The sequence below is a fragment of the Brachybacterium sp. p3-SID1565 genome, from assembly GCF_025143785.1.
Lineage (GTDB): Bacteria > Actinomycetota > Actinomycetes > Actinomycetales > Dermabacteraceae > Brachybacterium > Brachybacterium epidermidis.
The window spans coordinates 1-22896 of the sequence record NZ_JAMBDS010000049.1; the positions used below are offsets into that span (position 1 = coordinate 1).

Genomic DNA, 22896 nt, shown 5'->3' on the forward strand with positions numbered 1-22896 from the left:
AAGGCACTGCTGGAACTGCTGGTCCTACGGGGCCTGAGGATCAGGCGGGTCCGCGGGTCCCCACGCGGGCCGGCCGCAGCACGCGCTCGTGCATGCGGTAGCCGGGCTGCACCACCAGGGAGATCGTGGCCTCGTCGGCCTCGTCGTCCTGCTCGTGCATGAGTGCCTCGTGCAGGGTGGGGTCGAAGGTCTCCCCCACCGCCCCGAAGCGGTGCAGACCGTGGCCGGCCAGCACCTCCTCGAGCTTCTGGGTGATCGAGTGGAACGGGGTGCCCTCGGCGATGTCGCCGTGCTGGCGCCCCAGCTCCACGTCGTCCAGCACGCCGATCAGCGAGGCCAGGACGCGGCCCACGGCCGCATCCTTGCCGGTCTCGGCTGCGGCCTCGATGCGCCGACGGGAGTTGACGTACTCGGCCTGGTCCCGCTTGAGCTGCTCGCCCAGACGGTCGACCTCCTGCTCGAGCTCGCTGATGCGGGCCTGCTCCGGGGACGCGCCGGCGGGCTGCTCGCCCTGCTCCGGCTCGCCCTGGGCAGCCTGCTCGTAGAGCTTCGCGGCCTCCGCGTCGATCGGGTCGACGGGGGCTGCCGAGGCATCCGCCGGGCTCTCGCCCTGCGGGGCCTGCTCGGCCGAGCCGTCCTGCGCGGGGGCGGGGCCCGACGGGCGGACGCTGCCGTCCGTCGGGTCCACCTTGCGCTTGTCGGTGAACGAGAACCTCGGCTCGCCCTCAGGGCGCTGTGCGTCGTCGGGAGTGCTCCGGTCCTCGTTCATCACTTGTTCTCCTCGTCCTCGTCCACGATCTCGGCGTCGACCACGTCCTCGTCGGAGGAGGCGTCACCGGCGGGCTGCTCGCCCGGGGTGCCGTCGGCGCCGGGGGCACCCTGGGCGCCCTCCTGCTGCGAGTAGATGGCGGTGCCCACGGTCTGCAGGGCCTCGTTCAGCGCGTCCCGCTTGGCCTCGAGGTCCTCGGTGGAGGCGTCCTCCTTGGCCAGGGTGTCCTTGGCCTCCTTGATGGAGTCCTCGGCCTTGGTGCGGTCGGCGTCGGAGATCTTCTCGCCGTTGTCCTTGATCAGCTTCTCGCCCTGGTAGACGAGCTGCTCGAGGGTGTTGCGGGCGTCGGCGTTCTTGCGACGCTCGGCGTCCTCGGCGGCGTGGGCCTCGGCGTCCTTCACCATGCGGTCGATGTCCTCGTCGGACAGGGCCGAGCCGCCGGTGATCTGGATGGACTGCTCGTTGCCGGTGCCGCGGTCCTTCGCGGTCACGTGCACGATGCCGTTGGAGTCGATGTCGAAGGTGACCTCGATCTGGGGCATGCCGCGGGGGGCCGGGGCGATGCCGGTCAGCTCGAAGGTGCCGAGCAGCTTGTTGTCGCGGGTGAACTGGCGCTCGCCCTGGAACACCTGGATGGCGACGGAGGGCTGGTTGTCCTCGGCGGTGGAGAACACCTCGGAGGTCTTGGTGGGGATGGCCGCGTTGCGCTCGATGAGCTTGGTCATCACACCGCCCTTGGTCTCGATGCCCAGGGACAGCGGGGTGACGTCCATGAGCAGGACGTCCTTGCGCTCGCCCTTGATCACCGCGGCCTGCAGGGCAGCGCCCACGGCCACGACCTCGTCGGGGTTGACGCCCTTGTTGGGCTCCTTGCCGCCGGTGAGCTCCTTGACGACCTCGGTGACGGCCGGCATGCGGGTGGAGCCGCCCACCATCACCACGTGGTCGATCTCAGACAGGGAGATCCCGGCGTCCTTGATCACCTGGTGGAACGGGGCCTTGGTGCGCTCGAGCAGATCCGAGGTCATGTCCTCGAACTGGGCGCGGGTGAGCTTCTCGTCCAGGTGCAGCGGGCCGTTCTCGGTCATCGACAGGTACTGCAGCGAGATCGAGGCGGAGGTGGAGGAGCTGAGCTCCTTCTTGGCCTGCTCGGCGGCCTCCTTGAGGCGCTGCAGGGCGATGCGGTCCTTGGAGAGGTCCACGCCGTCCTTGTTCTTGACCTGGGAGATCAGCCAGTCCACGATCTTCTGGTCCCAGTCGTCGCCACCCAGGCGGTTGTCGCCCGCGGTGGCCTGGACCTGGATGGTGGAGCCGTCCTCGTCCTTGCTCACCTCGAGCAGGGAGACGTCGAAGGTGCCGCCGCCGAGGTCGAACACCAGGATCTGCTCATCGTCCTTGCCCTTCTCCAGGCCGTAGGCGAGGGCCGCGGCGGTGGGCTCGTTGATGATGCGCAGCACGTTGAGGCCGGCGATGGTGCCGGCGTCCTTGGTGGCCTGGCGCTCGGAGTCGCTGAAGTAGGCGGGGACCGTGATCACGGCGTCGGTGACGGTCTCGCCGAGGTAGCTCTCGGCGTCCTTCTTCAGCTTGCCCAGGATGCGGGCGGAGATCTCCTGCGGGGTGTAGGCCTTGTCGTCGATCTGGGCGGTCCAGTCGGTGCCCATGTGACGCTTGACGGAGGAGATGGTGCGGTCGACGTTGGTGACGGCCTGGCGCTTGGCCACCTCACCCACGAGGACCTCGCCCTGCTTGGAGAACGCGACCACCGACGGGGTGGTGCGGGCGCCCTCGGCGTTGGCGATGACGGTGGGCTGGCCGCCCTCGAGGACGGCGACGCAGGAGTTCGTGGTTCCGAGGTCGATACCGACGACACGGGACATGTGTGCCTGCCTTCCTGCGACCTTCTGGTCGCGTGTGGTTCATGCATCCGCCGGGATCGGCGGGGAGACTGAGTGATAGCGACTCAAGTAGAGATCGCGAGCCGTTCCTTGTCAATCTGCGACGCACTGAACTTGAGTACACATGGCTCAACCTCCGCGCATGGGCACCTATTCCCGTATGCAGGGCGTGATCACGGACACGTCCGTCGTCGCCGATCAGGCCCGCCTCGATCCGCCAGGCGCTGCGCTTAAGCTGGGCCAGCTCCTCGGCGCGGGCCGCGATCTCGCGGTCGAAGAGCCTGCGCCCGCGGGCGGGCTGTTGCTCGCCGTTCACGGCTCCATCCACCACCACCTCGCACCGGGCCGCGTGCATTGGGACACGCCGGGGCCCGACCGGTCGGTGTCCTCCCGGCGCGGCCCCGCACCAGCTCGCCGATCTCATGGATCATGGAAGGCGTGAACCCTTCGATCCGCCGCCTGCAGTCCGCCCGACCCGACTCCCCCGGTCCCGTCCCGCGCCGCACCCTGCCGCGTCGTCGCCTGCTGCAGTCCGCGATCGCTCTGCCCCTGGCCGGTGGCGTGCTCGCCGCGTGCGATGGTGATTCCGAGAGCTCGGCCGGCGACGGCGGCCAGGAGAGCGACCCCGACGCCGTCCAGCGCTCCGCCGAGACGGCGGGGGTGCTTGCCCCTGACGCCAATGCGGTGACCGCTGCCTCCTTCACCTCCTCCCCCGTGGCCGTGGTCGCCGCGAACGAGGACGCCTCTGTGCTCGCCCCGGCCGCCTCCGCCGCGATCGCCATGGGCGTGCCGCTGCTGGTGGGGGACGCCTCCGCCGTCGCCGAGACCCTGGCCTCCCTCGCCGCCGAGGCAGCCCTGGCCTTCGGGGAGATCGAGCTGGACGGCGTGGACGTGGTGCGCGGCAGCAGCGACCCCGACAAGCTGTCGGAGTCGACTCGTCACGACTTCACCGAGCGTCGGCCGATTGCGGCCGAGGACCTTCCCGCTGAGCTGCGCGGCCTCGAGCCCGGGGCCGGCGTGCTGCTGACCATCGGCGAGGACCCACTGCCCGGCCAGGAGCTCGACGGCGAGCGGAGGTTGCCCGATGTCGAGCCCCCCGCCGGAGACTCCGCCCCGGTGGCGCTCGCGGCCGCCGGGGCCGAGGTGCCCGTCGGCGCCCTGGCCGCGGCACTGGCGGCCGGCGCGACGGTGACCGAGCTGCCGCACCCTGACCCGCGCGTCTCGGCGGAGTCGGTGGAGGCGGTCACCGCAGCCGGTGGCCCGGTGCTCGCCCTGGGCCCGGAGTTCGGCGAGCAGTTCGCCGAGCGCGTGGAGATGGCGCGCACCCAGCCGCAGGTGCCGGGGGGCGGCCAGCTGGTGCTGCCCGGCAAGCGGATCATCGCCCTGTACGGGCACCCGGGGTCCCCGGTGCTCGGAGTGCTCGGCGAGCAGGGACCCGAGGAGTCGGTGACGCGCGCCGAGGAGCACGCCGCCCCCTACCGCGAGCTGACCGAGGACGTAGTGGTGCCGTCCTTCGAGATCATCGCCACCATCGCCTCCTCGAGCGCCGGACGCGACGGCCAGTACTCCAACGTCTCCACCATCGACCATCTGCGTCCCTACGTGGATGCCGCCGCGGAGAACGGCATGTTCGCCCTGCTGGACCTGCAGCCGGGCCGCACCCACTTCCTGGAGCAGGCCAAGCTGTACGAGGAGCTGCTGCTGGAGCCCCACGTGGGCCTGGCCCTGGACCCGGAGTGGCGGCTCAAGCCCGATCAGGTGCACCTGAAGCAGATCGGCTCCGTGGAGGCCGCGGAGATCAACGAGGTCTCCGCGTGGCTGGCCGACCTGACCCGCAGCAACGACCTGCCGCAGAAGATCCTGGTGCTGCACCAGTTCCGCCATTCCATGATCCGCAACCGGCAGGACCTGGACACCTCCTTCGACGAACTGGCGATCATCCTGCACGCGGACGGGCAGGGCGATCAGGGGTCGAAGACCGCCACCTGGGAGGCGCTCAAGCAGGATCTGCCCGAGGGGATCCACCTGGCGTGGAAGAACTTCTACGATGAGGACATCCCGATGCTGGATGCCGAGCAGACCTTCAAGGTCGAGCCGACCCCGGTCATGGTCTCCTACCAGTGAGCACCTGAGAGGGAGTCATGAGCGGCCCGCCCCCGCACCCGTCACCGGGCACGGCATCTGCCGTATAGGCTCCCCAGGTGCCTCGACTCGACACAGTCCCGCCTCGGCCCGACGATCACGACGACGGCCCGCCCGACTCCAGTCGCTACCAGCACCTGGACGGCGGTGCGGTGCGCCGCTCCGCCGAGGTGCTGCAGCGTCGGATCGCCTCCCGCTTCCCCGACCGCGGACTGTGGGAGGTGTGCGGGGAGGTGGTGGCGCTGGTGGACGAGGTCAACGCGGGCTCGGGCACCAGCCGTCGTCGGGTGCGGCTGGCGAGGCTGCTGTCCCGCATCGCGATGATCGTGGTGGTGGCGTCCCTGGGCGGTGCGGTGACGCTGGCCGCGATCGACGTGGCCGAGACGCCGGGAGCCCTGGCCCCGGTGGATCTGCTGCCCCTGATCGAGACCATCATCAACGATCTGGTGTTCGGCGGGATCGCCGTGTTCTTCCTGTTCACGGTGCCCGAGCGGATGGAGCGCGCGCGGGTGCTGCGGATCCTGCACCGGCTGCGCTCCCTCGCTCACGTGATCGACATGCACCAGCTCACCAAGGTGCCCGAGCGCCTGGAGCGCTCCTCCCGCGAGGACGGCGGCCTGGGCATGAGCCGCGCCGAGCTCACCCGCTACCTGGGCTTCTGCACCGAGATGCTGTCCCTGGTGGGCAAGAGCGCCGCCCTGTTCGCCGAGGACACCACCGACGGGGACGTGCTGGATGCTGTCGAGGGCATCGAGACCCTCACCTCGGACATGGCCCGCAAGGTGTGGCAGAAGATCGCGATCATCCAGCAGGAGAACTGAGGGGACCGTCGATCAGGAGCGCCGTACCGAGTGGAGCGAGTCGCTGCCTTCCAGGAGCCACTCGCCGGCGGTGAAGCATCCGGCAGCGCCCCCGCCGATGCGCTCGATCGGCGGCCAGCACGCTCGATCGGCGGCCAGTGCGCTCGATCGGGCCGCTCCGACCGGCGAGCTTGATCGGGCCGCGCCGACCGGCGCCTGATCGGGCCGCGCGACAATGGGGCGTGTGAACGCTCCTGATGCCCCCTTCTCCGCCCGCCGCTCGGCCCGGCTCAGCCATTCCGGCCAGGAGGCCTGGATCGTGGCCGACGAGGTGGACGAGGGCTGGGTGCTGCAGATCGGCGGCATCGACCAGTCCCATGTCGACCTCGCCGATCCCACGCGGGTGGTGCATGAGTACCTCAGGCGCATCGCGAACGTCCTGGATGCGTTCCGGCCCGTCGGGGAGCCGGTCCGAGTCCTGCACCTGGGCGCCGGAGCTCTGACCCTGCCCCGGTACGTACAGGCGACTCGTCCCGGATCGCCGCAGACGGTGGTGGAGATCGAGCGGGAGCTTCCCACGCTGGTCACAGGCGCCCTGCCACTACCAGCGGGCACGCAGCTGGACGTGGTGATCGGCGATGCGCGCGAGTCTCTCGCCGAGATGGCGCAGGCGCGGTTCGATGCGATCGTGCTGGACGTGTTCTCCGGCGAGGAGTCACCGGCGCACCTGGCCACGCGGGACTTCTACACGGAGGCTCTTCCTCACCTGGAGCGCGACGGACTGCTGGTGGTGAACGTCGGCGACGACGCGGGCCTGTGCTTCGCCGCCGGTCAGGCGCGCGAACTGGAGCACGCCGCGGCCGAGCACGGCCTGTCCGGAGTGTGGCTGCTGGCCGACTCGGGACTGGTCACTCACCTGCGGGAGGGGAACCTCGTGCTGGTGGCGGGTGGGGCCATGTCGTCGTCGAAGGCGGAGGACTGGCGCTCCGCATGGAATGCCGCGGGCCCGCACCCCGCAGTGGTGCTGGATCCGATGGAGACCGCCGACTTCGTAGAGCGGGTCTTGGGCGAAGCGTGAGGGCTCTCGCCTGTCGTCGGCTCGGCTCCCCGTCGGCCGGTCGCGCTGTCCACAATTCGCGGGAGGGGTGGCTGCGCGGTGGGGCCGTCGTTACTGTGCCGGGTGACAGCAGTTCTCCCGGAAGGCTCCTCATGCATCGTCGGATCCTGGCCTCAGCAGCCGCAGCAGCCCTCACGTTCGGCCTCGCGGCGTGCGGTGATGACGGTGAGAACGGCACCGTGACCACACCGCCGCCTAGCGTCTCCGTGGGCGGCAGCGACGGCGGCGGGGACGCCCCCAGCGACGGCGGCGGTTCGACCGATGGCGATCGCAACGAGGCGAGCGACGGGGGCGGCGACGCGACCGCAGCCGCCCCTGACATCCCCGCACCCGACCCCGCCGACTACCCCGGCATGGACCAGAACACCCCGGAGGGTGCGGAGCAGGCGTTCCGGTATTACATCGCGGTCGTGTACTGGGCCCACACCAGCGGAGACCCAGCCCCCCTCACGCACCTACATTCACCCACCTGCGAACAGTGCCAAGAGTTGGACGAACAGATCTCAACCATGGAAGGCAAAGATGAACTTTGGCCCTCGCAAAGCATTCATGACACTTTGATCGAGAGTCAGGAATCGGAGAATTATGCCATTGAGGTTGGGTACGGGTTCATCGTTGCAGAAACTGCTGCGTCCGGCTCGCAAGACCCAAAGGAGACCAAAATGACCGCAATCGGAGGATTAAACTGGGACAAGGATCATTGGGTCGTGGAGGGAATGCAACTTGATGTTTCAGCATATAACTAAGAGGCCTCGCCCCACTTCCTTCAGGTTTCATCTAGCACTTGCAATCATTATCGCATTGATGGCGTTCACGTTAGCCTTCACGCCCGCCCGCGGGGACGACCCACCTCGCGAGCCGAAAGAATCACATAAGCCCGACCCAAACGCGCACGCAAGCGACAAAGAGTTTGTAATGGACTGGTCCACTCTGGATCAGCAGTCCCACGGAGGACGACGTCGCGACAAAAGTAGCCCAAGCGGCTCACAACAAACAGGGCAACATGCAGTTGGAACCCCCGCCCAGGCCCTCAAGGAGTTCACCTTCAGTCGTCCAGCGGCCGCCCATGGCGAATACACCTGCGGTGATTACGTCAACGGCAATCAGAACTGTGTCGCTGCCCGGGGCACCTGCGCAGCTGCCCCGGACTACACGATTATTGGCGGCGAGGTCATCGCACGCGCCAGGCCCGACCAGAGTGCTAGCGCCGACCAGGTGACTGTCGAATCCATCACCCGCAATCTCCGCACCGGGACCGATACCAGGAACGGCTACTCCTGCGTCACCCCGAGCACCCCAACCCCTGCCAACGCTCTCTCACCTGCGGGCGAGCCGGTAGTGATCACAGTGACCCAGCGCGACTTCGCCGAACTCCCCGTGCAGCCCCTGGCCGCCAACGCCGGGCCGGAGGAGGGGTGGCTGCCAGTGAACATGGTCAATGTCCTGCACACGAACCCCGAAGCACAGACCCTCGACACCGAACTGCTCGGCGTGCCCGTCCAGGTGCGCGCCGTACCGATCGAGTACCACTGGGACCTCGGAGACGGGAACACCATCACCACCACCAAGCCGGGCGAGCCCTTCCCCTCGGAGCAGGTCACCGCTACTTACTCCCACGAGGGCTGGTACGACATCACCCTCACCACCACGTTCGCAGGCCAGTTCTCCGTCGACGGCGGCGAATGGCAGGACATCGACGGCACCATCGAGATCGCCTCCGATCCCGTCGAGATCTTCTCAAAATCCCTCGAGTCACGGCTCGTCAACAGCGACGTCCCCGTCGATGAGGACACAGATCCCTGGATCCCCGCGCGCAGCCCCGAGACAGAGGGCCCACGCGACCCCGAAGCCACCCACCGTGAGATCTGATCGACCTTCCAGCAGCAGTCGAAGTGCAGTGGACCCGTTACCGGACATCCGGAAACGGGTCCACTCGCATAGAAGGCCGCACACCGGGGAGCGGGGTGAGGGATCGGCCTAAGAAACGACGGGACGCCGTTGTCGTCGGTGCCACGGACGAACTGTCCCCGCACACTTCTGGAGGTTCCTCCACAATGGCAGATCATCCACAATCCCAACCACAATGTGGATGGAGCATTGAAGTTCCTCCCCATCCGCATGTTATCCACAGGGCGGATTTTCATGGCATGACCAGCAGTTTTCGAATCCCCACCGTCAGATGCGCTTCGTTTGTCAGTGCGGATGCCTTGAATGGATGCCATGGATACCTCGCGCACGCCCCAGGGCGAATCGAATCCCGGCCCCGAGCCGGTGATTCGTGATGCGCTCACAAGGGCCGTGGAGCACGCGGTCGCCATTCCGGCGGGTGGAGCGGCTCGCGACGTTCTCGCACAGATCCTCTCCCATGCGCTCGTCGCATTCACGAGCACCCACGCAGTGGTGGATCCGGTCGTGCGCACCACAGCGGATTCTGCCGAGGAGGCGCTGGCGGTGGTGGCGGGCATCGAGCAGATCCGCTCCAGCCTCGCGGCCATGGATGCCATCTGGCAGGTCACTGCTGAGCAGCGGATCCGCGCCGCAGATGCCGCCCGCAACGTGCCGGAGAAGAACCAGGGCCACGGCACCTCGAGCGAACTGGCGATGGCTCGCCGCGTCTCTCCGCATGCCTCGTCGCTGTCGCTGAGCTCTGCCCGCCGTCTCGTCACGCACATGCCGGCTACCCTCGACCATCTCGCGACGGGCCGCATCACCGAGCAGACCGCCCAGTCCATCTCACGCACCCTGGACGGTGCCGCCCCAGCCACCTGCACCGAGGTGGACGGCTGGATTGCCGAGAACCACCACCGTCTGGACGGCTTGGGGACACGGAGGGCATCCCAGCTCGTGCGCGAGCTCGCTCAGAAGGCGGATCCCTCCGCATCCCGCGCCCGCGCGGAGCGCGCAGCCCGCGCACGGAACGTCACGATGCACCCCCTGGCCGACGGCATGGCACGCATCAGCGCGACTCTGCGAGCGCTTGATGCCGCAGCCGTGATGAAGGTTCTGACCACGTCAGCTGAATCTCAGCGGAACGCCGGCAGGCGCGTCCCCCACCAGGCACTGCAGGCAGACCACCTGGTCTCCAGCCTCCTCGGCGCCCCGCTCACGCGCCAGGAGGCATCCGACGGCACCGAACAACTCACGTCAGCCGGGGTATCACCCCGCAATCAGTCCTCCGGCGCCCAGACAAGCACCTCTCGGATCCGGCTCGACGTGGGCATCGTGATCACGGACCGTGCCCTGCTCTGCGGCGAGGACGAAACCGAGGTCGCGCGTATCGAGGGCTACGGCCCGGTACCCGCCCACATCCTCCTCGACACGATCAACGGGTCGCCACCGGGCACCATCCGCCCAAGGCAGAGCAGCACCGACGACGGCCCCTACCCCGGCGGCGGTTCCGACGACGGTCCCGGCGCCCGTTCCGGCCCCGGCCCTGACGACCACACTCCCGTCACCACCGCTCCGCCAGGAGAGGAGAGCTGGGGAGATCTGGACGACCTGGAGAACTCCTCCCCCGTCCCGGAGCACCCGGACATCGACGTGAGCAGCGTGTTCCGCCGCCTTTACACCCATCCCTCCACCGGGGAGCTGGTCGCCATGGAATCCACCGCCCGGGCATTCCCTGTCGGCCTGAAGCGGATGATCCGCTGGCGCGACGAGACCTGTCGCACCCCGTGGTGCAACGCCCGCATCCGCCACCTCGACCACATCATTCCGGCCGCCGCGGGCGGGCCCACCAGCTACGACAACGGCCAGGGGCTGTGCGCGCGATGCAACTACCTCAAGGAGCACGGCACCTGGGATCTCACCTCCAGTCCGCCGGGCTCGCCACCGCACATCAGCTGGCGCAGCCCCCACGGGGCACGGGGCAGCTCCCCCACCCCGCACTCGGAATCCCCACGTCCACCCGAGCCGTCCGACGGCCCAGTCCTGAGGGTGGCAGATGCGCCAGGCCACCAGCCGGATCCGGTGCCGGGCGAGCGCGACATCGGCAATAGTGCGGGCGACCAGGCGACCGGCGCAGAGGAACCTGCCGACGGCGGCTGATCCGTGCGTCCGCTTCGTTCGTCACATCCCGTCCGTAGCGTCGCCAACGCAAGGTCAGCAGTGCACCGACCCCCAGGAGGAGCGATGTCCCCCACGACCCACCTGCATGGCCCGACAACCGATCTGCATGGCCCGGCGACCGATCTGCATGGCCCGACGACCGATCTGCATGACTGCTCAACGCTCACGGCGCAGCGCGACGCCATCCGCCGGCTGCTGATCAACGCTCGCCCCGCACTCGCCCACCGGGTCCACGAAGGCCCCAGCGGCGCGCTGACGATCGGGCTTCCCGGCGGCGGCACCATCGAGATCGGCCGCATGCGGCGGCGCGGCGATCCGCGCTGGGTCGTGGTCGCGCCCTGCGGCTCCCACCTGCCCGGCCGTGTGAGGATCACCGACTCCCGCACGGCGACGGGCATCGTCAGGGCCGTCCTGCGCGCACTCGACGAGCTCGCTGCGGATCGACGAATCCTCGGTCGGCCCCACGGCCACCCGTCACTGGCACCTGCTACGGTCACCGCATGAGCGAGACCCGACATGTCACCGCGATCATCGACCGTCCCGCCAACGAGGTCTACGACTTCGCACGCGACCCGAAGAACCTGCCGCGCTGGGCCTCCGGTCTGGGCGGTACGGATGTGCAGCACGAGGTCGAGCATTGGTCCATGAACACCCCCATGGGCCGGGTCCTCATCAGCTTCGTCCCGGAGAACCCCTACGGCGTCCTCGATCATTCAGTGACCCTGCCCTCCGGCGAGTCCACGCTCAATCCCATGCGCGTGATCCCCCTCGACGAGCAGCGCAGCGAGGTCGTCTTCACGCTGCGCCGCGGAACCATGGCCGACGAGGAGTTCGCAGCGGATGCAGAGGCTGTCGCGGAGGATCTCGCGGAGCTCAAACAGATCCTCGAGCAGGCCTGACCTCTCGCCGCTCTCTCCCGGTTGGCCTCTCGGCCCCCTCTCGCCGATTGGCCTCTAGCCTTCCTCTCGCCTTCGCGCGGGGTCTCTCGCGGTTCTCTCGCCTCGCTACCGATCCCGCGAGGACAGCACGCAGAACTCGTTGCCCTCCGGGTCGGCGAGCACCGTCCAGGTGACCTGCTCGTCGTCCTGTCCCACGTCGACCCGGGTCGCCCCCAGGTCCAGCAGTCGCTGGATCTGCGCCTCGCGGTCGTCGTCCACATGCGCCGCCAGATCGATGTGCAGGCGGTTCTTGACCTGCTTGCCCTCGGGAACGGGCACGAACACCAGGCCCGGGGACTGCCGGTGCCACCTCTCGGCCGGGATCGGCGCCTCGACGTCGTACCCATCGGGCAGGCCGCCAGGAATCACGCACACTTCTTCGTCGTCCTCAAAGACGATCTCGCCGTCGAGCACCTGCGCCCACCAGCGGGCCTGGGCGTGGATGTCGAGGCAGTCGATGACCAGGGTGTACCAGCGCAGCTTCATGGCGAGTCCCTCCGTCGGGGCGGCCCGGGGGTGGGCGGCGGTGCGATGTCCACACTATGCATCGACGCCCGGTGACGCGAGGGTCACCGGGCGTCGAGCAGTCCTGCTGGGGTCACTCCCAGCCCGCGGTCTCTGGATCCACGCCGTGTGCTCGGGCCGCAGCCTCGATCACCTCGCGCAGCCACGCAGCGAGCCCCTCGGACCTGCGGTCGTAGTGCGCCGTGAAGCGCTCGTCCTCGGTGTACATGCGGCCCAGCACCACATGCATCGATGCGGTGCAGTCGTAGTGCTGCGAGATCGAGGCACGGTGTCGCTCTGCGAGCGCGTTCGCCTCCTCGCTCCCGGGCTCCACGCCACGGTTCATCGCCTCGGCGAGCTCGGTCTCCAGCGCGGCGGTCTCCTCAGCCACGCGCGTCCAGTCCGCGGCGGTGAAGCCTCGCGTGCGCTGCACGGACTGTTGCCACTGCTCGGTATCGCCCCACCGCTCACGTGCCTCGTCCTGCCAGGCCGGATCCCAGTCGGTGCCGAAGATCCGGCTCTGCTCCTGTGGGCTCAGGGTGATGCTCCGGTCCTCGGCCGGGGTCCGCGGGTCACCGCTGTTCGGGCCGGCACTGTTCGGGGTGTCGTTCATGGGGGTGGTCCTCTCGATCATCTCGTCGACGGCGCGGGCCGCCTTCTGGAGCCGGCCGATGCGCTCCGCCAGGAGCGACCGCTGGCGATGCAGGTGCTCGCGGGGATCCACCTCGAGATCATCGAGGATCCTGGCGATCTCGGCGAGCGGCAGACCGATCTCGCGGTACACCAGCACCCGGTGGATGCGTGCGATGTCCTCCGCGTCGTACAGCCGGTAGTCCGACCAGCTGCGCGCGCTCGGTCGCACCAAGGCGATCGAGTCCCAGTGGTGGAGGGTGCGCACGCTGACGCCCACCAGCTGGGCCACACGGCCCACGGTGAGCGGCTGCTGCTTCTCGGTCATGGCCCCACCTTCCTGCCTGACGTCACGTCAGGGTCAAGCGCCGTGCCCGCCTCACCGGCACCGTGCCACCACGCCCCATCGGAGGGATTCCCACCATGAAGCGCCAGCTCACCGTACGCATCCTCGGCGCCGGCGCGACCGGCCTTACCACCGCCATCGCCCTGGCCGGCGGGCGCGACGTCGAACTCATCGGCGAGGGCGGCGCGGCTCGCAGCCATGGGGTGATGGTCCTGCGGGGCACGACCCCGGAGGCACCGCTGGAGGTCTCCGAGAGCTGGGGCGGCCGCTGGCTGTTCGGCATCACGCCGCTGGCCGCGCACACCGGCGACCGTTGGCGGCGGCGATCCGCGCATCGCCCGACGTTGGCGGCGGCGATCCGCGCATCGCCCGACGTTGGCGGCGGCGCTGCGCACCTGCGTGCTGCGTCGCGCACTGCCGGGGCAGGCATCGCGGCTGGGTTAGGCGTCGATGCTCCACCTGGCGATGGTCGACCCTCGGGCCACGCCGCGCGACCGTGCGGTGGCGGGGCTGGGAACGCTGGTGCCCGGGGAGCAGGCCGCCTGAGCTGGGCCCCGCGGAGGCGGCCCGGCTCTCAGCGGAGCTTGCGGGCCAGGGTGGTGATCACGTGCCAGTGCTTCTTGTCGGCGAGGAACCGCCCGTCCTCATCCCGGACCGAGCGGTCGATCACCTGAAAGCCGCGGAACTTCGCGTCGATCTCCTCGAGGGTGAGGGTGGCGATGTCGGGGCGTTCCGCCCAGGAGTCGTTCACCCCGAAGAAGTCCACCGCGATCACGCCCCCGCGAGGCAGCGCATCGACGAGCTTGGGCCACGTGGTGGCCAGGCCGTCAGCCCCCAGCAGGCCCAGCGTGTACGTGGAGTACACGATCTGTGCGCTGGGGAACTCCTCCACGTCGGTGATGTCGGTGTGGTGGAAGTTCACGGATCCGGTCATCCGCTCGTTCTCCACCAGGCGTGATGCGATGGTGTCATCGGCGTCATAAGCGTGCACGGTCCAGCCGCGGCGGGCGAACTGGAGGGAGTCGGCTCCCGCGCCGGCCCCCAGGTCCAGCACCACGCCGGCTGCGCGGTCGCCACCGGCCGCGGCGATCGCCTTGGACACCAGGCGGCGCGCAGGGCGCCCTGCCGCATGGGCGTTCAAGGTCGCCCAATCAACCTTCTCGGCCGTTTCCATGTCTCTCACGCTGACGGATGGCCGTGCATGTTTCAACTTCACGTGACCCAGGACGCGTCATGTTTCGTCACCGGCGAACATGACTCCGTGGGATGGGCGGCTCACGCCGACACCGGGCGCCCACGCCGACACCGGGCGCCCACGCCGGCGCCGACACCTTCGCCGACACCGGCGCCGACGACGCACGGCGGGTGTCGCAGGGAGCACCGCTCCTTAGGATGATCCCCATGCCCGACGCCCCACTGCGCATCGCCGCGGTGTCCTTGCACACCTCCCCGCTCGCCGAGCCCGGAGGTGATGATGCCGGGGGCATGAACGTGGTGATCCTTGAGCAGTCGCGCGCCCTGGCCCGGGCCGGCCACCGGGTGGACGTGTTCACCCGTCGCTCGGACCCCCGCGCACCGGCCGTCATCGAGGCGGCCGAAGGCGTGCGGGTGCACCACCTGGACGCCGGGCCGCCGGCCCCGCTGGCCAAGAGCGCCATGGAGCAGGCGATCGATCCGTTCCGCACGCAGCTGCGCCGGGCCATGAGCGAGAACCGGGCCGACGCCGACGACGCTCCCTGGGACCTGATCCATTCCCACCACTGGTTCAGCGGCGTGGCCGCCCTGCCTCTCGCCCGGGAGCTCGGGATCCCCCACCTGCAGTCCTTCCACTCCGTGGCCGCGCCCGAGGACTCGGCGCAGCTTGACGCCGGGGAGCCGGCCGAGTCCTCCGGCCGCATCCCCGGGGAGCGCCTGGCGGCGCAGCGCTCGGACCTGGTGGTGGCGGTCTCCGAGGCGGATGCCCGCACGGTCGCCGAGCGGTACGGCGTGCCCGGTGAGCGCCTCACGGTGGTGCGCCCCGGTGTCGATGTGGTGGGCTTCCATCCCGGCTCGCCAGGTTCCGTCCGTGCGCCCGGCACGGGTACCGCGCACCCCGGTGATCGCTCTCCCGGGACCCCGCGCACCCTGCTGTTCGCCGCCCGCCTGCAGCCGCTGAAGGCCCCCGACCTGGCCATCGAGGTGCTGGCCCGCCTGGATCCCGCCCTGGAAGCACGCCTGATCCTCACGGGCGGGGTCTCCGAGGACTTCCGCCACTACCTGGGCGAGCTGCAGAGCACTGCCGACGAGCTGGGGGTCGCGCACAGGGTGGAGTTCGTCGGGCCCCGCAGCCGCGAGGACCTGGCCCGCTTGATGCGCGAGGCCGATCTGCTGCTGCTGACCAGCTGGTCCGAGACCTTCGGCCTGGTGGCGCTCGAGGCGCAGGCCAGCGGCACTCCAGTCGCGGCCTGGTCCGGGGCCGGCGGGGTGCGGGAGGCCGTCGCCCCGGCCGGGATCGTGCTGCCCAGTCGCGACCCCGACGTCTGGGCCGAGGCCGTGCAGTCCCTGCTGTCGGACCGACAGGCCCACGAGACAGCAGCCCGGGAGGCGCGGCGGTTCGCCGAGTCCCGCACCTGGGAGGCCAGTGCGCAGGTTCTCGCCGCGCAGTACGCCTGCCTGGTGCGCCCCGGTGGCGCCCCCGCCTGAACACATCCGAAACCCGAGGAGATGCTGTGAGCACCGATCCCTGGTCCCTGCTGGAGCAGGCCCGCATCGTGCTGGCCGTCCACGCTCACCCTGACGACGAGTCCCTGGCCACCGGGGCCCTGCTGGCCACCCTTGCCCGTTCCGGAGCCCGGGTGGTGCTGGTGACCGCCACCCGCGGGGAGGAGGGCGAGGTGGTACCGGGCAGCATCCCTGAGGGCGATGGCCGACCGCTGGATCAGATCCGGGCCCAGGAGATCGACGGGGCGTGCGCGCAGCTGGGCATCGAGTCCAGGCACATGCTGGGCACGCCGCCGGCCCTCGCCGGGGGCGGGTCGCCGCGCGTGTACCGCGACTCGGGCATGCGCTGGATCCGGGAGGGGCTGGCAGGCCCTGCGGAGACCGCCGGCCCGGAGAGCTTCACGAAGCGTCCTCTTCACGAGGCCACCGGGGATCTGGTGGCCCTGATCGAGCAGCTGCGACCCGATGTGCTGCTGGGCTACGACGACGCCGGCAGCTACGGGCACCCGGACCACGTGCACGCCCATCACGTCACCGCCGCGGCCGCCGAACGCACCCGCACACCGTTCCTCCAGTTCGCGAGCGAGCCGGAGGATCCGGACTTCGTGTGGCGGGAGCTGCCGGGATGCGCCGATCAGGTGGAGGCCGCCCTGCGCTGCTACCGCACCCAGCTGACGGTGCGCGGACGCGACGGCGAGAGGGTGCTGATCCGCCATGTCGGCGGGCAGGACGACGTGATCGAGATGCGGTCGGGGCTGCGGGGCTGAGCGCGACCCCGGTAGACGGCGCCCGCCCCGCGCGCTCGTCTCGGTCTCAGAGACTGACGTCCACGATCGTGGGCAGGTGGTCGGAGGCACCGGCCAGGCGGGCCTCGTCGACCGAGTCGGTGGCGCGCACCGCGCGGGCGTCCCGCACCCGCACCCCCTCGCTCACCAGGATCGCGTCGATCCGGCGCTTCGGGCCAGACGCGGGGAAGGTGTGCTGGTCGGTGCCGGCAGGGTCCTGCACCAGGGCATCCAGCAGTCGGCGGGCGGGCCCATCGGCCGTCTCATTCAGGTCCCCGCCGACGATGACGGGGGCACCGGCGGAGCTGACCAGGGCCTTCACGTGCTCGGCGTGGCTCATGCGGTTGTCCTGCTGCAGGGCGAAGTGGATCGAGGAGACCACCACCGCTCCCCCGCCCGGCACCGAGATGCGTGCCGCGGCCACGCCGCGGGGGTAGGTGGAGTTCAGGTCGCTGAGCTGCTGGGCGACGGGGTGGGCGCCGCGGCGGATCACGCGGGAGGCCACGTCCTCGGTGGCCAGGATCGCCAGGCCCCTCCCACCCAGGCCGCCCACTAGGATCTCCATCCCCACCTGGCGGGCGAACCAGCGCAGGCGCGTGGTGGGCAGCACGAAGCGCGGCGCCTCCTGCACCAGCAGCACGTCCGGGGCGAGGTCGCGGGTGGCCTCGATGAGGGCGGGCAGGTCGCCGCGCAGCTTCCACAGGTTCCAGGAGCAGATCCGCAGGTCCATCAGGGGGTCCTTTCCGTCGGGCGCTCGGGCGGGGTCACGTGCTGCCCGGGACTCGCGTGCTCCGCAGGGATCGCATGCTCCGCAGGGATCGCATGCTCCGCGGGGATCACCCGCTCCACCAGGGCGATGAGTTCGTCCACCTCGTAGCCGGGCCAGCCGAACAGCTGCCGGCGCCATTCCGGCGGCACCGCCTTGGCGCCGACGGCCGCGCCCATCAGTGCACCGGTGATGCAGGCGACCGTATCGGTGTCGTAGCCGGCGCGCACGGCGCTCTCGAGGCTCTGCACCAGCGCCTCGCGCCGGGCGAACTTCCCACCCGGCAGCGGCAGGGTGGCCGAGATCGCCGACCACGAGGCCTGGAAGGCACCCACCACCCAGCCGTTGCGGCGGAAGGTGGCGGGGTTGGCGGCCTCGGCCTCCTCGATCCGGGTGCGCCACAGGGCGGCGCGCTCCGCGCTGAGCCGGCCCAGGCCCACCCGCACGTCGATCTCCCCGGTGAGCACGGCGTGCCGCACCGCGAGGCCCCACAGCATGCAGGCCTCGGTGACATCGGGGTGCACGTGGGTGAGACGGCACACGGCGTCGATCCCCGCGGCGGCGTCGTCCTCGGAGTGCAGCAGGTACGGCATCACGGCGGCGTGGGTGCGCATCAGAGAGCCGTTGCCGGCGATGCGGGGCAGTTCCTCGTGGGCGCTGAGGGCGGCGGCCCGGAAGTCCGCCGCACGCGGCGCGAAGTGGCCGTCGGCCAGGGCGCGGTCCACGGCGCGTCGCACCACCGTGGAGGTCAGGCCCCCGATGTCCGGGGTGCCCAGCGACCACGAGTACCACTCGCGGGCGATCTGGTCCTGGGCGGCCTCCAGGCGCAGGTCGTGCAGACCCGAGATGGCGGCGGCCGCCTCGAGCACCACGATCGCCATCGCGGTGTCGTCGGTCCATTCGCCCTCCTGCCAGCCCAGCACGCCGCCGCCCAGCATCTCCACGTCCTCGGAGTCCGGGATGGGGGCGAGGAACTCGTAGGGGGCGCCGAGCGCGTCACCGGTGGCGGCGGCCACCACGGAGCCGATGGCGCGGGAGCGCTGCGCGGCGTCGAGCCCCGCCCCTGGTGCCATCGTGCTCTCCGATCTGTGTGGATCCGTGTGATCCCTGTGCGCGCCGATCCGCGGATCCGCGGATCGTCACCGTCATCGTGACATGTCGCCATGGTGACACGTCGGGCTCCGGTCGCGGACCCTCCGGACGGCTACCCTGGTGGGGACCCGAAGGAGCTCCATGACCGCGACCCCGCAGGCGGCCGATCACGGCTGTGCAGACCCGCACGACCACACCGGCCACGACCATCCTCCCACCGGGGCCGACGTGGTGCGCGATCTCGTGCGCGGGCTGTCAGTCCTGGCGCTGGTGCTGCCCGCGCTCGGGCTGGTGCTGCTGCTAGCGATCCTGCCGCTGGCCCCCTCCAGCATCCTGGTGCTGGCGCTCGGTCTCGCGCTCGGTGCCGCGCAGCTGCTGGTGCTTGTGGTCACCAGCCTGTTCGTGGCCCGCACCAAGCCGCGCCTGGCGGTGAACCCCGGGCTGATGGCGGTGCGCTCCGCCGCCGACGAGGCCCTTCGCGTGGCCGCCGTGCTGCTGGCGCTGCTGCTGTGGCCGGACGACGCCCGATCCGAGCTGGGCGTGTGGCTGGGGGCAGGCGCGGCACTGGTGTGGCTGGCACTGGCCACCGCACAGACGGTCTCCACCCGCTTGCGCATCTCCCGGCCCTCGGAGTGGTCGAAGCAGGCCGTGGCCACCTTGCTGAGCGAGCGCGTCACGCCTCGCTCGACGGTGCTCATGCGCCTGCTGGACGTGCTGGGCACGGTGCTGTTCCAGCTCGGTGCGACCGTCCTGGTGATCCTGGCTCCGGTGATGGTGGTGGGCACGGCCGTGCTGTCCATCGGCTCGGGCCTGGCCACCCTGGTGCTGCAGCGCCGCACCCCCGCCGAGCGCCTGCGCTCCCCCTGGGCCTACGCGCCCTTCATCATCGGCCTGCTCACCCTGGGCCTGGCGGTCCTGGGCCTGACCACGCTGTGAAGCTCCCTCATCCGATCCTCGAGGAGACATCCGATATGACCTCTGCCGCCCCCGAGCATTCCCTGCCCTCCGGCCTGGACCTCGCTCACGTCGATGAGGGCATCCGCATCCAGGACGACCTGTTCGGCCACGTCAACGGGGCCTGGCTGAAGTCCCACGTGATCCCGGCGGATCGCTCCAGCGACGGCGCCTTCCACGCCCTGCGGGACCTGTCCGAGGAGCGCGTGCGGGAGATCATCGAGGAGGCCGCGGCCGATGAGGACGCCGCCGCCGACAGCGAGCACGGCCGCATCGGCGCGCTGTACCGGATGTTCATGGACACCGTGGCCATCGATCAGGCCGGAGCGGCCCCGCTGGAGGGCCTGCTGGAGCAGATCACCTCGTCTGCTGACCTCGAGCAGGTGGTGCGCACCATGGCCGCCCCGGACTCGGGCACCAGCGCGCTGCTGGCCTACGTGTGGACCGACGACCGCGACTCCACCCGCTACCAGGTGAAGCTGCACCAGGGCGGGCTTGGCCTGCCGGACGAGTCCTACTACCGCGAGGACCGCTACGCCGACGTGCGCGCCGCCTACGTCGAGCACCTGTCGGCGCTGGCGGAGCTGGCGGGCCTGCCGGGCCGCGAGGGGCTGCCCTCGGGCGATGCCGCCGAGCTGGCCCGGATCGTGCTGGACTTCGAGACCCGCCTGGCGGCCTGCCACGTGGACGTGGTGCGGGTGCGCGACCGCGAGAAGTCGAACAATCCCATGGATGCCGAGCAGCGCCGCGAGCTGGCCCCCGCCTTCCCCTGGGACGCCTACCTCGAGGGCACCGGGGCCCCGGCCGACGCCTTCGACGTGGTCTCGGTCAGCCAGCCCGAGTTCGTGCAGGCCGCCGCCGAGCTGCTGGCCGGTGAGGATCTCGCGGTGCTGCGGGCCTGGCTCGCGGTGCGTGCGGTCAGCGCGTACGCCCCGTACCTGGCCTCCGCCTTCGTCGACGAGGACTTCGACTTCACCGGCCGCGTCCTTAGCGGCGCGGAGGAGCTGCGTGAGCGCTGGAAGCGGGGCGTGGCCTTCGTGGAGGGCACGGTGGGCTTCTCGGTGGGCAAGGAGTACGTGGCCCGCCACTTCCCGCCCTCCCACAAGGAGCGCATGAACGAGCTGGTGGACTCCCTGCTGGAGGCCTACCGCGAGTCGATCTCCACCCTGGAGTGGATGTCCCCGGCCACCCGCGAGAAGGCCCTGGTGAAGCTTGGGAAGTTCACCCCGAAGATCGGCTACCCGGACACCTGGCGCTCCTACGAGGGCCTGGAGATCACCGAGGGGGACCTGGTGGCGACCGTGCGCGCCTCCCGCCGCTTCGACGCCGCCTTCGAGTACGCCAAGGTGGGCGGTCCGATCGACGAGGACGAGTGGCACATGACCCCGCAGACGGTCAACGCCTACTACAACCCCGGCCGCAACGAGATCGTGTTCCCGGCCGCGATCCTGCAGCCGCCGTTCTTCGATGCCGAGGCCGACGACGCCGTGAACTTCGGCGGCATCGGCGCGGTGATCGGCCACGAGATCGGCCACGGCTTCGATGATCAGGGCTCCAAGTACGACGGCGACGGCAACCTCGCCTCATGGTGGACCGCGGAGGACCGCGCCGCCTTCGAGGACCGCACCACCGTGCTGATCTCGCAGTTCTCCGAGCTGTCCCCCCGTGAGCTGGACGACCAGCACACCGTCAACGGTGCCCTCACCATCGGTGAGAACATCGGCGACCTGGGCGGTCTGGGCATCGCGCTGAAGGCATACCGCGCCCGCGTCGCCAAGGACGGTGGCGAAGCACCTGTGCTGGACGGCTGGACCGGGATCCAGCGGGTGTTCCTGTCCTGGGCCACCGTGTGGCGGGGCAAGAACCGTCTGCAGGAGGCGATCCGTCGCCTCGCGGTGGACCCGCACTCCCCCGCGGAGTTCCGCTGCAACATCACGGCCGGCCACATGGATGACTTCTACGAGGCCTTCGACGTGCGCGAGGGCGATGCGATGTACCGCGCGCCCGAGCAGCGCGTGACGATCTGGTGAGCTGATGGCCAGGCCTGACGCCCCGTTCTACGTGGGCACCACCCGGCCCGGCTCTGTAGGCTGGACCAGGATCGCGGTCACGCTGCTGGCCGGGGCGGTGCTGGTGGTGGTGATGGCCACCCGGCCCCAGCCCCTGGCCCCCGTGCTGCTGGTGAGCGCAGCGATCGTGTTCGCGGGCCTGGCGCTGTGGACCTGGATGTGCCAGTGGACCCGGTTCATCGTGGACGAGCACGGGGTGACGGTGAGCCTGGGCGGGTTCTGGCCCCGGCCGCCGTGGCCGCTGCAGGACTTCCGCACCGTGCAGCTGCGGGAGATCCCGCCCTCCACCATCGGCGTGACGGTGGGCGGGTACGGCTGGCGGCGCGGCCGGGTGATGGCCGCACGCCCGGCGGACCTGCGACCGGTGGGCCGCGGGAAGATCTTCACCACCGCCGAGGTGCAGCGCCGCAGCCGGATCCTGGTGACCCGCGCCGGCACCATGGTGGAGATCGTGGGTCGCGGCGAGTCCGACTACCTGTTCTCCCCCACCGATCCGATCGCCGCCGCCGAGGCCGTGGAGCAGGCGATCCGCGCCAGACGCTAGACTGTCCGCTGGTCATCTGCTGACAGGGGAGCACCAACGGGGTGCTGAGAGTGCGCCGCAGGGCGCAGACCCTCGAACCTGATCCGGTTCATACCGGCGTAGGGAGTCGGGATTTCCGCGCCGGACGACTGATCCGTCCTCGCGCGCCCCTTCCAGCCATGGAAGGAGTGGAGATGAACCGTTCACACACCACCCGCTACCGCACGGTGGACCTGCTGGTCACGGTGGTCATCGGGGTCGCCTTCGGGGTGGCGTTCCTGGGGTACGGCCAGCTGTACACCCTGATCGGGCCGCTGACGACGGCCTTCAAGCCCGCCGAGGGCCTGCTGGCCGGGATCTGGTTCCTGCCAGCGATGCTGGCCGCTCTGATCGTGCGCAAGCCCGGTGCGGCCCTCGGGGCGGAGATGATCGCTGCAGTGCTGTCGATGCTGCTGGGCAGCCAGTGGGGCTGGGGCACCGCGATCTCCGGCCTGATGCAGGGCGGCGGCGTGGAGCTCGCCTTCCTGCTGACCCGCTACCGCCGCTTCACCCTGCCCGTCGCCATCCTGGGCGGCGTGCTCGCGGCCGTGCTGGAGTGGGGCTACGAGAAGTTCGCCTACTACATGGAGATGAGCTGGTCGTTCTCCTTCATGATGCTGGCGTTCTTCCTGCTTTCCGGGGCGGTGCTGTGCGGCCTGCTGGGCTGGGTCGCCACCCGCGCGCTGGGCGCCACCGGCGCGCTGGATGCGATGCCCGCCGGGCGTGACCGGCAGCCGGTGTCCTCGACGTGATCGCGTG

At 70.2% G+C, this 22896-nt stretch carries 23 protein-coding genes and 1 riboswitch; of the genes, 15 read left to right on the forward strand and 8 right to left on the reverse strand.

Annotated features, from left to right (window positions below):
- Positions 1–40: 40 nt before the first annotated feature.
- Together M4D54_RS11045 and dnaK are read right to left on the reverse strand one after the other, a co-directional pair.
- A complete protein-coding gene (locus M4D54_RS11045) occupies positions 41–769 on the reverse strand; it encodes a nucleotide exchange factor GrpE (RefSeq protein ID WP_259891449.1) in 729 nt (242 codons plus the stop codon).
- Positions 769–2646, reverse strand: coding sequence for a molecular chaperone DnaK (gene dnaK, locus M4D54_RS11050; RefSeq protein ID WP_259792075.1), 1878 nt, complete (start codon positions 2644–2646; stop codon positions 769–771). The genes M4D54_RS11045 and dnaK overlap by 1 nt, the downstream gene beginning before the upstream one ends.
- Before the next feature lie 160 nt (positions 2647–2806).
- On the opposite strand from dnaK, the gene M4D54_RS11055 reads away from it, so the two are divergent.
- The 9 genes from M4D54_RS11055 to M4D54_RS11095 all read left to right on the forward strand — a co-directional run bounded on the left by M4D54_RS11055 (position 2807) and on the right by M4D54_RS11095 (position 11690).
- Positions 2807–3106, forward strand: coding sequence for a hypothetical protein (locus tag M4D54_RS11055; RefSeq protein ID WP_259891451.1), 300 nt, complete (start codon positions 2807–2809; stop codon positions 3104–3106).
- Positions 3103–4788: a hypothetical protein gene (locus M4D54_RS11060; protein ID WP_259891452.1), complete on the forward strand. Its 1686-nt coding sequence runs from the start codon at positions 3103–3105 to the stop codon at positions 4786–4788. The genes M4D54_RS11055 and M4D54_RS11060 overlap by 4 nt, the downstream gene beginning before the upstream one ends.
- 77 nt (positions 4789–4865) lie before the next feature.
- Positions 4866–5627, forward strand: coding sequence for a hypothetical protein (locus tag M4D54_RS11065; RefSeq protein ID WP_259891454.1), 762 nt, complete (start codon positions 4866–4868; stop codon positions 5625–5627).
- A gap of 214 nt (positions 5628–5841) precedes the next feature.
- The gene (locus tag M4D54_RS11070; protein WP_259891456.1) at positions 5842–6684 is read left to right on the forward strand and encodes a spermidine synthase; all 843 of its coding nucleotides are present in this window, start codon (positions 5842–5844) and stop codon (positions 6682–6684) included.
- A gap of 131 nt (positions 6685–6815) precedes the next feature.
- Positions 6816–7469, forward strand: a complete 654-nt coding sequence (locus M4D54_RS11075) for a DUF6318 family protein (protein WP_259891457.1) — start codon at positions 6816–6818, stop codon at positions 7467–7469.
- 469 nt (positions 7470–7938) lie between these two features.
- Positions 7939–8592 (forward strand): PKD domain-containing protein, encoded by a 654-nt coding sequence (locus tag M4D54_RS11080; protein WP_259891458.1) that lies wholly within the window; start codon positions 7939–7941, stop codon positions 8590–8592.
- A gap of 351 nt (positions 8593–8943) precedes the next feature.
- Complete coding sequence (locus M4D54_RS11085; protein WP_259891460.1) at positions 8944–10770, forward strand: HNH endonuclease; 1827 nt, start codon at positions 8944–8946, stop codon at positions 10768–10770.
- Positions 10771–10854: 84 nt separating this feature from the next.
- Positions 10855–11295: a hypothetical protein gene (locus tag M4D54_RS11090; RefSeq protein WP_259891461.1), complete on the forward strand. Its 441-nt coding sequence runs from the start codon at positions 10855–10857 to the stop codon at positions 11293–11295.
- Positions 11292–11690, forward strand: coding sequence for an SRPBCC family protein (locus M4D54_RS11095; protein ID WP_259891463.1), 399 nt, complete (start codon positions 11292–11294; stop codon positions 11688–11690). Before M4D54_RS11090 ends, M4D54_RS11095 begins: the two co-directional genes overlap by 4 nt.
- 105 nt (positions 11691–11795) lie before the next feature.
- Here M4D54_RS11095 and M4D54_RS11100 read toward each other — a convergent pair whose 3' ends face one another.
- The 4 genes from M4D54_RS11100 to M4D54_RS11115 form a co-directional block, all read right to left on the reverse strand.
- A complete protein-coding gene (locus M4D54_RS11100) occupies positions 11796–12215 on the reverse strand; it encodes a VOC family protein (protein ID WP_259891465.1) in 420 nt (139 codons plus the stop codon).
- A gap of 112 nt (positions 12216–12327) precedes the next feature.
- Entirely contained in the window at positions 12328–13191 is an 864-nt protein-coding gene (locus M4D54_RS11105; protein ID WP_259891468.1) for a MerR family transcriptional regulator, read from the reverse strand.
- Positions 13188–13409 (reverse strand): hypothetical protein, encoded by a 222-nt coding sequence (locus M4D54_RS11110; RefSeq protein ID WP_259891470.1) that lies wholly within the window; start codon positions 13407–13409, stop codon positions 13188–13190. The genes M4D54_RS11105 and M4D54_RS11110 overlap by 4 nt, the downstream gene beginning before the upstream one ends.
- A gap of 374 nt (positions 13410–13783) precedes the next feature.
- Positions 13784–14383, reverse strand: coding sequence for a trans-aconitate 2-methyltransferase (locus M4D54_RS11115; protein WP_259891472.1), 600 nt, complete (start codon positions 14381–14383; stop codon positions 13784–13786).
- A gap of 227 nt (positions 14384–14610) precedes the next feature.
- Between M4D54_RS11115 and M4D54_RS11120 the strand changes: the two genes are divergently transcribed.
- Together M4D54_RS11120 and M4D54_RS11125 are read left to right on the forward strand one after the other, a co-directional pair.
- Positions 14611–15891, forward strand: a complete 1281-nt coding sequence (locus tag M4D54_RS11120; RefSeq protein ID WP_259891473.1) for a glycosyltransferase — start codon at positions 14611–14613, stop codon at positions 15889–15891.
- A gap of 26 nt (positions 15892–15917) precedes the next feature.
- A complete protein-coding gene (locus tag M4D54_RS11125) occupies positions 15918–16676 on the forward strand; it encodes a PIG-L family deacetylase (protein ID WP_259891474.1) in 759 nt (252 codons plus the stop codon).
- Between the two features lie 46 nt (positions 16677–16722).
- On the opposite strand, the gene M4D54_RS11130 is transcribed toward M4D54_RS11125, so the two are convergent.
- Both M4D54_RS11130 and M4D54_RS11135 read right to left on the reverse strand, forming a co-directional pair.
- Complete coding sequence (locus M4D54_RS11130) at positions 16723–17424, reverse strand: endonuclease/exonuclease/phosphatase family protein (RefSeq protein WP_259891475.1); 702 nt, start codon at positions 17422–17424, stop codon at positions 16723–16725.
- The gene (locus tag M4D54_RS11135) at positions 17424–18533 is read right to left on the reverse strand and encodes an ADP-ribosylglycohydrolase family protein (RefSeq protein WP_259891477.1); all 1110 of its coding nucleotides are present in this window, start codon (positions 18531–18533) and stop codon (positions 17424–17426) included. The genes M4D54_RS11130 and M4D54_RS11135 overlap by 1 nt, the downstream gene beginning before the upstream one ends.
- A 160-nt stretch (positions 18534–18693) precedes the next feature.
- Here M4D54_RS11135 and M4D54_RS11140 point away from each other — a divergent pair, with 160 nt between their 5' ends.
- The 4 genes from M4D54_RS11140 to M4D54_RS11155 all read left to right on the forward strand — a co-directional run bounded on the left by M4D54_RS11140 (position 18694) and on the right by M4D54_RS11155 (position 22889).
- Entirely contained in the window at positions 18694–19488 is a 795-nt protein-coding gene (locus tag M4D54_RS11140; RefSeq protein ID WP_259891479.1) for a hypothetical protein, read from the forward strand.
- Positions 19489–19523: 35 nt separating this feature from the next.
- Positions 19524–21536, forward strand: coding sequence for a M13 family metallopeptidase (locus M4D54_RS11145; protein ID WP_259891481.1), 2013 nt, complete (start codon positions 19524–19526; stop codon positions 21534–21536).
- A 4-nt stretch (positions 21537–21540) separates the two neighbouring features.
- Complete coding sequence (locus M4D54_RS11150) at positions 21541–22119, forward strand: hypothetical protein (RefSeq protein WP_259891483.1); 579 nt, start codon at positions 21541–21543, stop codon at positions 22117–22119.
- Between the two features lie 14 nt (positions 22120–22133).
- Positions 22134–22241: riboswitch (TPP riboswitch) on the forward strand.
- 51 nt (positions 22242–22292) lie between these two features.
- On the forward strand, positions 22293–22889 hold the full coding sequence (locus tag M4D54_RS11155; RefSeq protein WP_259891484.1) for an ECF transporter S component: 597 nt from the start codon (positions 22293–22295) through the stop codon (positions 22887–22889).
- The last annotated feature ends 7 nt before the right edge of the window (positions 22890–22896 follow it).